10 protein-coding genes are annotated in these 12,604 nt (G+C 45.5%); 6 read left to right on the top strand and 4 right to left on the bottom strand.

Annotated elements, in window-relative coordinates:
• The first annotated feature begins 8 nt into the window (after positions 1-8).
• Together FK220_RS06255 and FK220_RS06250 are read left to right on the top strand one after the other, a co-directional pair.
• A complete protein-coding gene (locus FK220_RS06255) occupies positions 9-893 on the top strand; it encodes an SMP-30/gluconolactonase/LRE family protein (protein ID WP_152573393.1) in 885 nt (294 codons plus the stop codon).
• 75 nt (positions 894-968) lie between these two features.
• Entirely contained in the window at positions 969-1,751 is a 783-nt protein-coding gene (locus FK220_RS06250; RefSeq protein WP_152573392.1) for an SDR family NAD(P)-dependent oxidoreductase, read from the top strand.
• A gap of 8 nt (positions 1,752-1,759) precedes the next feature.
• Here FK220_RS06250 and FK220_RS06245 read toward each other — a convergent pair whose 3' ends face one another.
• Entirely contained in the window at positions 1,760-2,932 is a 1,173-nt protein-coding gene (locus FK220_RS06245; RefSeq protein WP_238718913.1) for an acyltransferase family protein, read from the bottom strand.
• A 156-nt stretch (positions 2,933-3,088) separates the two neighbouring features.
• Between FK220_RS06245 and FK220_RS06240 the strand changes: the two genes are divergently transcribed.
• The 4 genes from FK220_RS06240 to FK220_RS06225 are packed head-to-tail and all read left to right on the top strand — an operon-like array spanning position 3,089 to position 8,697.
• The gene (locus tag FK220_RS06240; RefSeq protein WP_152573391.1) at positions 3,089-4,600 is read left to right on the top strand and encodes a S10 family peptidase; all 1,512 of its coding nucleotides are present in this window, start codon (positions 3,089-3,091) and stop codon (positions 4,598-4,600) included.
• Between the two features lie 11 nt (positions 4,601-4,611).
• Positions 4,612-5,580, top strand: a complete 969-nt coding sequence (locus tag FK220_RS06235; protein ID WP_238718912.1) for an MBL fold metallo-hydrolase — start codon at positions 4,612-4,614, stop codon at positions 5,578-5,580.
• 20 nt (positions 5,581-5,600) lie between these two features.
• Positions 5,601-6,470 carry a fructosamine kinase family protein gene (locus tag FK220_RS06230; RefSeq protein ID WP_152573390.1) on the top strand — a complete coding sequence of 290 codons (870 nt, stop codon included), beginning with the start codon at positions 5,601-5,603 and terminating at the stop codon, positions 6,468-6,470.
• A gap of 34 nt (positions 6,471-6,504) precedes the next feature.
• On the top strand, positions 6,505-8,697 hold the full coding sequence (locus tag FK220_RS06225; protein ID WP_152573389.1) for a glycoside hydrolase family 3 N-terminal domain-containing protein: 2,193 nt from the start codon (positions 6,505-6,507) through the stop codon (positions 8,695-8,697).
• 111 nt (positions 8,698-8,808) lie between these two features.
• Here FK220_RS06225 and arfB read toward each other — a convergent pair whose 3' ends face one another.
• The 3 genes from arfB to FK220_RS06210 form a co-directional block, all read right to left on the bottom strand.
• A complete protein-coding gene (arfB, locus tag FK220_RS06220) occupies positions 8,809-9,213 on the bottom strand; it encodes an alternative ribosome rescue aminoacyl-tRNA hydrolase ArfB (RefSeq protein WP_152573388.1) in 405 nt (134 codons plus the stop codon).
• A 139-nt stretch (positions 9,214-9,352) separates the two neighbouring features.
• Positions 9,353-10,330: an ABC transporter ATP-binding protein gene (locus FK220_RS06215; protein WP_152573387.1), complete on the bottom strand. Its 978-nt coding sequence runs from the start codon at positions 10,328-10,330 to the stop codon at positions 9,353-9,355.
• An 84-nt stretch (positions 10,331-10,414) separates the two neighbouring features.
• Entirely contained in the window at positions 10,415-12,571 is a 2,157-nt protein-coding gene (locus tag FK220_RS06210) for a prolyl oligopeptidase family serine peptidase (RefSeq protein WP_152573386.1), read from the bottom strand.
• Positions 12,572-12,604 lie beyond the last annotated feature (33 nt).

Here is a 12,604-nt window from a genome sequence, read left to right as displayed (position 1 = left end):
ACTACAAGATGAATATCGGTCAGGCAACCATACTTTTAAAAACCCGATCCGTTTTAGGCGAAGGTCCTGTTTGGGACTGGAAAAAACAGCGTTTGTGGTGGGTTGATATCGAAGGAAATTTGTTGCACGAGCTAGATCCCATTACAAAAAAACACAGGTATTGGTCTTTTGACGAAATGATCGGAGCGGCGGTCCCTGCTGAAAATGGGCAGTTGTTGTTGGCCCTGGAGTCGGGGTTGGCTACTTTTAGTCCGTTAACGGGCGAATTGATGGCCTTGGGGGTTTTGGAAAATTCGGACCGGGAAATGCGCTTCAACGACGGGAAAGTGGGGCCGGAAGGGAACTTCTGGATTGGTAGTATGCACAAAAAACTGGCACCGAAAACTGGAAATCTTTATTGTGTGGACACAAACTGGAAGGTAAGCCTGAAAATCCCGGAAACCACTATTTCAAATGGCATGGTATGGACTACTGACCAATGTAGTTTTTATTACATCGATACCGCGGCGCACGAGGTTTGGAAGTTCGATTACGATTCGACCACCAGTGAAATAAAGAACAAGCGAGTGGCCTTTTCAGTGCCAGAACACTTGGGCGGAGCCGATGGAATGACGATAGATGCCGAAGACATGCTCTGGATTGCCCATTGGGGCGGCCAGTGTATCCGCCGATGGAATCCAATCTCTGGAGAGGTATTGGAGGAAGTGGCAGTAGATGCGCCGCACGTAACTTCTTGCTGTTTTGGGGGAAAAGATTTCGATTCGTTGTATATTACCACCGCCAGAAGTGGTTTGAGTGATGCGCAATTAAAGGAGTATCCGCAAAGTGGCGGACTCTTTGTATACAAACCGAAAGTAGTTGGTAGGCCTATCACGTATTTTAAAAACGGATAGTGTTCTTTCGGTTAAAAGAGTCTTTGAGGGGGAATGGGAATTGTTTTTAAACAAAGTCTATAATCGAAAAGGTCCATGCAGTATTCTGGAATCAAGGGAAAAGTAGCCATTATTACTGGCGCGGCGGAGGGTATCGGCTATTCTATTGCGGATGTATTACTCCAAGCTGGTGCAAAAGTGGTCATCAACGACATTGACGAAACCAAAGTCCATAAAGCTTTAACACAGCTTAGTGCCAAATACCCGGAAAAATGCCTGGCGTACCACGGCGATGCAGGAGAGGTTGGGACCATTAATGCGATGGTCGATTTTACCCTGGAGCATTTTGGGAAACTCCATTTCGTGGTTCCCAATGCCGGAATCACACTTTTTGGGGATTTCCTTGAATTTACGCCCGAATCGTTTTGGAAAGTCATACAGGTTAATTTACAAGGCGCCTTTTTTTTGGCACAACGGGCAGCCAAGGAGATGATAGCACAAGGCACAGGTGGCCGAATGATTATGATGTCATCGCAAGTTGGCATTCGTGCGTATCACCGACTTTCTGCCTATGGTATGACCAAGGCGGCGTTACGGATGTTCGCCCAAAATCTCGCTTACGAATTGGGTCGATATGACATTACCGTGAATGCAATAGCCCCAGGAGCGACGCTGACCGAACGCACGGAGATGGAGCAACCTGATTACGAAGGTATTTGGGGAAAATTGAATCCGAACGGTAGGGTGGGCAGGCCAGAGGATATCGCCAAAACCTGCCTTTTCCTGCTATCCGACGAAGCCGCTCACATCAATGGACAAACCATTCCAGTGGATGGGGGTTGGACCACCGCTGGAAAATACCCGGAAGACCTTTGTTGAAAAGGTGATTACACCTTGAAATATATTTTTTGCTTATCTAGGAAGTACGTAAGGTACCAGAATATGAATAGCACTAGGAGCGAATTCAATACTGCAATTGCTTGATTGGAAAGTCCTAAGGGACCGAGGAGCCCATCTGTCCATATCATTCCAAAATCCCGGAACCATTGGTGCCCAACGGTTTCGGCAAATAGATAGATAAAAATGGAATTGGTGCCGACCACAGAGAAAATCCTCAGCCATTTTTTATGATGATCCTTTACGTCTATGGCCCAGTAGAATAAAGTCAGGGTCAAAATGGCTATCCCGCCTGAAGCCAAGGTAAATGAAGAAGTGGCAATGCGCTTGATTATTGGGGTAATCTGGAGCCAATCCAGTGTCAAACCTAATACGAGAATCACCGTGCCCCAAATTAAAAAAGGGCGTAGCTTTTTACCTTCTGGAATATTCTTCAATAACAATTGCCCACAAATCACTCCCCAAATGGTATGGGCGGCGGTAGGAACAAAGTTTACGAACACCCAATATCCGTCGTTCACCTGACCCATCACCAGTTGATCTACATAGGAACCAAAATTATCGTGGCCTTGGGCATAGGGACTTTCTGGATTGTAGATTCGATATAGGATTTCGGTCAATATCAAAAGTCCGACCGAGATACCAATCTGTATTTTATGTGGAAGATTCATGATGGCGTAGGCAATCAGGATGGTAAAGGCCAATTGTACCAAAACGTTCCAAAGTTCCCATACCAGAGCGTGGGCATACACACAATGCAGCAGTGCCCCAAAGCAGAACAACAGAAAGCAACGTCTTACAATGTGCTTGGTTACATCACTACGGCTTCCCCGTGCCAAACGTTTACGAAGTGAAAACGGCATGGCCACTCCGACGATGAACATAAAAAAAGGCTGTATGAGGTCCCAAAAACGCAGCCCGTTCCATGGATGGTGTTCCAATTGTAGGGCAAGTCCGTTAAAAGGAGTTCCTTCGGTAAGCTGCACAAAGCTATGATGAAATCCTGCGGCCTCGGCGATCAAAAGAAACATGGTTAATCCACGAAAAACATCCAGGGAAAATAAACGCTTCGATACATTGGAGGCAAGTTGTGACATGGTTGGCTGTTTAAAATTCCTTTCAAGATACATAAAAAAGGTAGTGGCCATTGGTGCTTTCCTCATTTATTATATATCTTGATGCGTACAAAAACTGCCTATTCTTTTTTTGACCGGGCATCTCGATAGTTCCTCTAGTGAAACCGGAAAAGAACGAATTAATCACTTTCCACAGGTGACAAAACAATAAAAAGTATCGAGGCAGGAACAAAATGCTTTACTATGATTAAAAATGTAGGAATTCTTATGTTGCTTTTGGTTGCTAATGGTGTCTTCGCCCAAGAAATGGAAGAGAAAGAAACGGTAAAACCTATTCCAAAGCCCGTGAGTTTTGTGACTTCGCATCAAGGGATATTTGGTGGAAAAACCATCAGTTACAAGGCGAGGGCAAAAGAGACCTATTTGACGAATGAAGCGGGTGATTCGGTAGCGTCTTTTTGGTCGGTAGCTTACATAAAGAATCCCGTAGGAGATGTTGCCAAAAGACCCGTTACCTTTGTCTTCAACGGAGGCCCGGGATCGGCGTCGGTTTGGTTACATATGGGACTGTTCGGCCCTAAAATTGTAAAGGTAGATTCGGATGCCAAGGAAGACGATGGGGCGGCGCCCTATGATTTGGTCAATAACGAATACGGACTGTTAGACCTTACCGATTTGGTATTTATCGATCCGGTAGGAACCGGTTATAGCCGAGTCATCGGGAAAGGGAGGGAAAAAGACTATTGGGGCCTGAATGAAGATGCGAAATCGGTTACGCAGTTTATTCGTCTTTGGGTCACAGAGAACGAACGCTGGTTTTCCCCTAAGTATTTGGCTGGAGAGAGTTTTGGCACCACCCGGGCGGCGGCCGTAGGAAAGGAATTGGAAGGTTCTGGACAAAATATGGCACTCAATGGGATGATTCTCATTTCCCAAGCGCTGGATTATGACGGTTCCACTTCAATACATGACAACATCACTTCGTATTTGACGTATCTGCCAAGCATGGCTGCGACGGCATGGTATCACAAAAAGGCGGGACAGGGAAAAACCTTGGAAGCTTTTATCGAGGAATGCCGACAGTTTGTTTATAGCACGTATGCACCGGCATTGTATAGGGGCAATCTTTTAAGCAAGTCGGAAAGAGAAGCGCTTGCAACGAAGCTTGCCTATTTTACAGGGCTTGATAAAGCGTATATCCTACAATCGGATCTGAGAATCTTGATGGGCCGTTTTCAAAAAAAGTTGTTGGAAGACAAAGGTCTCGCTATCGGTCGTCTAGACGGGAGGTTTATGGGCGATGAGGCAGATGATGTTTCGGAAAGACCCCATCTAGGAGATCCCGCTAGCTATCAAATAGGAGCAGCTTATACGGCTGCATTGAACCATTATTATGCATCGGTCCTTAAGGTAAAAATGAGCAGACCCTATCTCACATCCAACAGAAAAATCGGTTCAAAATGGCGCTGGCGCACGGTACCCGATGGTAGCTATTGGGAACCTACCCCTGTGAACGTATCACGTCATTTGGGTGAAACCATGCGTAGAAATACAGACATGCGCGTGTTGGTGGCAAGCGGTTACTACGATTTGATAACGCCGTTTTTTGATGCCGAATACACCTTTGCGCGCAATGGAATTGTCAAAGACCGCGTTCAGATGACCTATTACGAGGCGGGTCATATGATGTACGTTCACGAGCCCGATTTAGTGAAACTTTCCAAAGATATCCGAAACTTTTTGTCGAACGAATAAAGCGCCGAAGTTTGAAAAACCTCCTGTACCCCATTTTGTTATTGGCAGTAGCCTGGTTTTGCCAGGGACAGGTAACTATGCAAAGAATCGTCGACGACAATTATCACGGGAACAACAGTGTATCCCTACTTATTCTAGGCACGGTACAAGATGCGGGATCGCCACATATTGCCTGTAAGAAAGAATGTTGTTCCGATTTGTTCAAACATCCAGACACCGACAGAAAAGTGGTCTCACTTGGTTTAATAGACGGAAAGAACCGGCAAACATTCTTGTTCGAGGCGACTCCGGATATCGCCGAACAACTTAGGAATTTGAAGGAAACCACATTATGGGAAGCCCCGGAAATACCGAACGGCATATTTCTGACGCATGCCCATATCGGGCATTACTCCGGACTCATGTATTTGGGCAAAGAAGCGAACAATGCCAAGGAAGTAATTGTTTATAGCATGCCTAAAATGAAGGCGTTTCTTGAAAGCAATGGCCCTTGGGGACAACTGGTGAGCGAAAAAAATATTGTACTAAAGCTGTTGAAAAATCAATCCGAATTAAAACTGACGCCGGATGTCACAGTGGTTCCTTTCACCGTGCCCCATCGCGATGAGTATTCCGAGACCGTGGGATATCGGATAGTGGGTCCGAGTAAGAGCGCGCTTTTTATTCCCGATATCGATAAATGGAACGTTTGGGAATCCAGCATTGTCGACGCCATTTCGAAGGTTGATTATGCCTTTATAGATGCCACCTTTTACGACGGGGAGGAAATTAAGAACCGGAATATTTCGGAGATTCCACATCCGTTCGTGGTTGAAAGCATGGATATTTTCGATTCGCTTCCCGCCAAGGAACGGGGGAAAGTGTATTTCATCCACTTTAATCACACCAATCCATTGTTAAGACGTGAAAGTCCGCAAACAAAAACAGTCTATGATAAAGGTTTTCGAGTCGCCCGTATGAACGACAAATTTGAACTATAAAATCCAAGATTCAATATTTTATGGACAAGAACCTCCTTGCGCATATCGAATACCTATTATGCATTCGTATTTTGAACTCCGGAGCGGTAGCTGGTGGTGACATTTCAAAGGCCTATCTATTGGAGACGGAAACCGAACGTTTTTTCTGTAAACTGCATGAAGGTGCGGAAGCCCTCAACATGTTTCAGGCCGAACGTGCCGGATTGGAAACAATTGCGCGCACCAATACCATCGCCACCCCAAAAGTACTGCTATGTGAAGCATTGGAGAAAGGAGCGTTCTTGTTGATGGAGTATATCGAACCCAAAAACCCCTCAACCAATGATATGGAGCTGTTTGGTCACCAGCTAGCCACTATGCACCAGATATCGGATGCGAACAAATTTGGGTGGGAACGGAATAATTTTATCGGAAGCCTCCCACAATCCAATAAAAGAAATAGCGACTGGCCTGGGTTTTATGTGTGGGAACGACTTGTGCCACAGTTGCGCATGGCATGTGACCTTAATAGACTTCAGCCGAATGAAATCCCATCGGAAGAAAGGCTTTTAAAGACCTGCGGGGCGCTCTTTCCAACTATTGAACCGGCCTTGTTACATGGCGATTTATGGAACGGCAATTATCTCATTGCCCAAGATGGCAGCCCCTATCTTATAGACCCTGCAGTATATTATGGTCATCACGAGGTCGATTTGGCAATGACCCGTCTTTTTGGGGGTTTTGGAACCGTCTTTTATGAGGCATACTCAAGCCTTTTACCCCCTTCGCCAGTGGAAAGGGAACGGACTGACATTTATCAGCTTTATTACTTACTGGTACACCTAAATTTGTTCGGATCTTCCTACTACGAGTCGGTTAACTCCATTTTAAAACGCTATTTTTTAGATTAGAACAACCTAGCAGTCTTTTTTTAAACCATTTACTATGAAAAAAAGCACTTTCTCCAGATTAGTACTTTCCTGTGTGTTACTCCACTCCAGTGCGGTTGGCTTTGCACAACGGTACGACTTTCAAAACCCGTCACTATCCATAGGGCGACGGGTAGAGAATCTAATTTCTTTAATGAGCTTGGAGGAAAAAGTAAACCAACTTCGATACGATTCACCGGCTATCGAACGTTTGGGCGTACCCGAATACAATTGGTGGAATGAGTGTCTTCATGGAGTGGCCCGAAATGGTAGGGCTACGGTATTTCCACAAGCCATTGGAATGGCCGCCACTTGGGATACTGATTTAATGCAACGTATCGGTGATGCAATCGGCACGGAAGCACGGGCTAAATATAATGTGAGTGTTGCAAACGGATATCGTGGTATTTATCAAGGACTTACCTTTTGGTCCCCGAATGTGAACATTTTTCGGGACCCCCGATGGGGAAGGGGTCAGGAAACCTATGGAGAAGATCCCTTTTTGACCGCTCGGATAGGAACTGCCTTTGTGAAGGGACTTCAGGGCGACGACCCTAAATATCTGAAGGCCGCCGGGATGGCTAAGCACTTTGCGGTGCATAATGGTCCTGAAAAATTACGACATGAGTTCGATGCCGTCGTAAGTAAAAAAGACCTCTGGGAAACTTATTTGCCCGCTTTCGAAGCCTTGGTAAAGGACGCCAATGTGGAAGGCATCATGGGGGCCTACAATCGGGTCAACGGCGAACCGGCCTGTGCACATCCCTATTTGATGGAGGAGGTCCTACGTAAGCAATGGGGCTTCAAAGGATATTTTACCTCAGACTGTTGGGCTATTAGGGATTTCTACGAGGGTCACAATATTGTTGAAACGGCATCCGAAGCTGCGGCACTTGCGTTGAACAAAGGATGTAATCTTAATTGTGGCGACACATATCCTGAACTATTGAAGGCCATCGAACAAGGATTTACTTCCGAGAAAGAAATCGATGATAGTCTACGCGAATTGTTGCCCACCCGATTCAAATTAGGTCTTTTTGATCCCGTAGGAAGCACTCCGTTCGATGACATCGGACCTGAAGTAATCCGTAGCGAAGCACACGTTGCCTTGACCAAAGAGGCCGCGACCAAATCATTCGTACTTCTTAAAAACCAAAACAACACCTTACCAATCGATAAAAAGGTCAGCGGTGTTTTTGTAACCGGACCCACTGCTACCCATGCGCAGGCGTTGCTTGCCAATTATTATGGGCTGAGCGAGGATTTAAAAACCTTTTTGGAGGGTGTAGTCGGAAAAGTAAGTTCGCAAACTTCGGTGCTGTATCGCCAAGGTGCCTTATTGGACCGTCCGAATAATAATCCAATGGACTGGTTTTCAGGGGAAGCCGAACGCATGGAGGTCACCATCGCTTTTATGGGGATTTCCCAGCTGATCGAAGGGGAGGAAGGAGAATCCATTCTTTCCAATCACCTTGGTGACCGGAAGGAAATCGGACTTCCCCAAAATCAAATCGATTTTTTGAAGAAAATACGTAGTAAGGCGAACAAGTTGGTTGTAGTGTTGACCGCGGGAAGTGCTTTGGCCGTGCCGGAAGTCTACGAGATGGCGGATGCCTTGCTATATGCTTGGTATCCCGGCGAACAGGGTGGCACTGCGATGGCGGATGTTCTTTTTGGGGATGCCGTACCGTCCGGTAAGCTGCCCCTTACCTTTGTAAAAGGGGTTGAAGACCTTCCGCCATTTGAAGATTATGCCCTGGAAGGCCGTACCTATCGGTATATGAAAAAGGAACCTTTGTTTCCCTTTGGGTTTGGACTTTCCTATACCACCTTTAAATATGGGGCGATTCAACTAGATAGGACCAAGGTCAAGAGAGGGCAATCTCTAGAGGCTACTGTCGAAATCCAAAACACGGGAGACTATTCGGCGGAGGAGGTAGTGCAACTATACCTATCGGACAGGGAGGCCTCGGTACCGGTACCCTTATCCTCTTTAAAAAGTTTTCAAAGGATTCTTCTAGCGCCAGGGGAGTCGAGGACCGTAGGATTTATCATTAGTCCGGAAATGATGCAACTTGTTGACAACGATGGGAAAAGAGTATTGGAAAAAGGAACTTTCGAAGTGCACATTGGAGGCACCTCACCCTCTATCCGAAATGCTGCATTGGGAGCTGCTCCTATGGCGAAGACAACGTTCGAACTTCGATAAGTAGTCTTTTGATGATAGGCATCCTAATTTGGAATACTCCAAAATGATGGTGGGGAATGAATAAGTACCAAATAGCTTAGATCCAGTCATTTCATATTCAAAATACCGCCTTCAATCCAAATCGGGTTTGCTGCGGTAGGCCTTTTTTTCCGAAGCCTTCTTTTTTGCCCTTAGTCGTTTTTCAACAGCGGCCTTGGACGGTTTTGTCTTTTTGCGCTTTTTACCGACCTTAAGGGCGCTTTCAATTGTTTTCAGGAACCTTTTGATGACCAACTCCTTGTTTTTGTACTGACTTCTGCTTTCATCACATTGCATCAATAATTGTCGGTCTTTGGTAAGCCGTTTGGCTAGTTTCAGAAAGATACGTTCTTTTTCTATCGCTGACAAAGCGTTGGAATTGGCCACATTGAACACGAGTTCTACCTTGGTCGATACCTTATTGACATGTTGTCCGCCGGCCCCGCCGCTTCTTACCGCCTTGAACTGTAACTCTTTAATAATCGACTCTTTGTTCAAAATAGGTTCATTTAAAGACAAAACTAGGAAAAGCATTGCAGCTACTGCCGATTAAGCCTACCAAAACTGCTTTTTTCGAGGCCGCCTTCCCATTCGTCACTTGTACTACCAATAGAAACCTCATTTACCAACATGGAGACTACATACCTGCCATTCGCTGATTGATTGTTTCGATAGCGATATTCAAGAAAACATCTTTGCCAGGTTCCAATGCCTCGTGGTGATTAAAATAGATGTTTTGCCCTTCATAAGTGCCCACAATCATGTAGTGGCCTCCCATATAATACGAATTTTTTACGACCACCTCAAGACCGGACTTTTGGGATACCCTGAACTCATGGGCATAGACGATAATGCGTCTTTTGGTGTCGGCGTAGGTTTTGATAATGTTAATGGGAATCTTGTTCGCTTCCCCAAAAAGGGATGCGATGTAGAGATCTTTGGGTTGGGAATACAGGTGTTTGGGCGTGTCCTTGGCAATAATGCGTCCATCCCGCAAAACGATGACCCTGTCTGCAAACGGAAGCATGTCATTATGGTCGTGTGTGGCGGTGAGGATGGTGATTCCCTTGCTTCTGAGATAGGCGAAAAGGTTTCTTCGTAAATTATTCTTACGGAAATTGTCGATATGGCTAAAGGGTTCGTCCAACAGCAATATCTGTGGTTCTTGGGCAAGAACCCTGGCCAACGCTACCCGCTGTTGTTGGCCGCCACTTAGATATTTTACTTTGGTTCGGGCGAAATCGGCCATCTCGATCATTTCCATCAATTCGTTGGTTCGCTTTTGCATTTCCTCAGGCTCGAACACCGAAAGGTACTGACCAACATTTTCTTCAACGGTAGTGTAGGGCATCAAATCGAAGTCTTGCGAAAGATATTTCATGTAAGACTCGCCAGGAACAAGATTGTAGAGAGGGCCAAGAACCTGATTATCGTCCCAATAGACTTCCCCGATTTTGATGTGAAGTAGTCCGTAAATGATTTTAAGCAAGGTACTTTTGCCACAACCACTTTCCCCAATAATAGCAACGTGTTCCCCCTTGGCCACCTTTAAATTGATATCCTCCAGAACCGGGGTTTCATCATAGGCAAAGGAAACGTGGTCAACATGGAGCATAACTGAAACTGTTGTTCGATAATTACAAAATTTGTCTCAATTAGGAAACGGATTTTCCGGAAAATTATTGATAGTCAAATGGATTTAATCTCGAATTTCTTCTGATAGTAAGGATTTAGGAAGTTCTTTAAATCCCATATTGTAAAAAGTAAATCCAAAAATATCGGCGTACTGTTCTATGGTCTTGCTTACCGGTGTTCCCGCGCCGTGTCCGGCATTGGTTTCTATTCGGATTAATGTTGGGTTGGTCCCCGCCTGATTGGCTTGGAGTTCCGCAGCGAATTTAAAACTGTGGGCGGGGACTACCCGATCGTCATGATCCCCAGTCGTTATTAAAGTTGCCGGGTACTCGACCCCATTCTCTACATTATGTACCGGCGAATACCCTTTCAAATATTCGAACATCTCCTTACTGTCTTCCGAAGTGCCGTAGTCGTAGGCCCATCCGGCACCTGCCGTAAAAGTGTGATAGCGTAACATATCGAGCACCCCTACCGCTGGGAGGGCAACCTTCATCAGATCAGGACGCTGTGTCATGGTAGCACCTACTAGGAGTCCACCATTGGAGCCGCCCCTGATGGCAAGATACTCTGAAGAGGTATAGTTTTCCTGAATCAGGTACTCCGCTGCAGCTATAAAATCATCGAAGACATTTTGTTTTTGCATTTTGGTTCCTGCGTTGTGCCACTTTTTACCGTACTCTCCGCCCCCGCGTAGATTGGGTACGGCATAAATACCTCCTTGTTCCATCCAAACCGCATTGACAATACTGAATGAAGGGGTAAGGCTAATATTGAAACCGCCATAGCCATATAATATCGTCGGATTTTTTCCGTCGCGTTTTAATCCTTTTTTGTGGGTAATGATCATAGGTATCTTGGTACCATCCCTGGAGGTATAAAAAACTTGGTTCGACTCATACTCCTCCGGGTTGAAATCGATTTCCGGCTTCCAATAAACCTCATATTCCCCAGAATCCACGTTGTACTTATAGGAAGATCCGGGGGTGACGTAATTGGTAAATGAAAAATAGAATTCCTTTTCTTCCTTTTTCCCCCCAAAACCACCGGCGCTGCCGACACCGGGTAATTCAACTTCCCTAACCAGGTTACCATCGTAATCATATTGAAATACTTTTGAAATGGCATCGATCATGTATTCGGCAAAAAAGTAGCCGCCGCCTTTATTCGGACTTAAGACGTTTTCGGTCTCTGGGATAAAATCCACCCAATGATTAGGAGTGGGATCCGAAGCATCTACCGTTACGATTTTCTGATTGGGTGCGTTTCTATTGGTGACGATAAATAATTTCGTATCCACATTGTCGATGACATAGTTATCGGAATCCGTATCGGCTACAACGGATACCAAAGGGGCATCTGGAGTCGATAGGTCTTTAATGAACAATTTGTTTCCCGAAGTGGAGACCGATGCCGAAATCACGAGGTATTTTTCGTCTTCGGTTACGGAGGCCCCTACATAGCGGTGTTTTTCCTCGGGAGTGCCTCCAAAAATGAGTTGGTCTTCTTTTTGTGGGGTGCCCAACTTGTGATAAAAGACCTTGTGCTGATCGGTTTTGGCAGAAAGCTCACTACCCTCGGGTTTGTCGTAGCTCGAATAGTAGAAACCCTCGTTACCTTTCCACGAAATACCGCTAAATTTGATGTCGACGAGTGTATCCTCGACTATTTGTTTGGTTTCGGCATCCAGTACGATGCCTTTGCGCCAGTCGCTTCCCCCTTCGGATATTAGATAAGCGGCCAAAGAGCCATCTTTGGTAAAACGAAGCCCTGCCAAGGAGGTGGTGCCGTCTTCCGAAAAGGTATTGGGATTTAGGAAAACTTCGGGCGCTCCGCCTTCTTTCTGACGGTAGACGACATATTGATTCTGGAGACCGTCGTTTTTATAAAAATAGGTGTAGTCCCCTTCCTTAAAAGGGGATCCTAATTTTTCGTAGTTCCAAAGTGATTCCAGACGTTTTTTAAGCTGTCCCCTAAACGGAATCTTATCCAAGTATCGAAAAGTGGTACTGTTCTGTCGTTTTACCCAATCTTCGGTGTCTGGACTGCGGTCATCTTCCAACCAACGATAAGGGTCTTCGACCGACGTTCCGAAATAGGTATCGGTTACGCCGATTTTGGCGGTACTAGGATATTTCACGGGAGGTATTTGTTTTTCTGACTGGGCTTGAAGACCTAGTAAAAGGTTGAAAGTAGTAATGACCAAAATGGTTTTTTTCATGGGTTACGAGTAAGAGGATGCGCCCTAAAAATA

Origin of the sequence: Pelagihabitans pacificus (assembly GCF_009371985.2) — a bacterium.
In the GTDB taxonomy this organism is placed as follows: Bacteria; Bacteroidota; Bacteroidia; order Flavobacteriales; family Flavobacteriaceae; genus Pelagihabitans; species Pelagihabitans pacificus.
The sequence above is the reverse complement of the archived record's forward strand: the minus strand, read 5'-3'. Positions and strand labels throughout refer to the sequence as shown.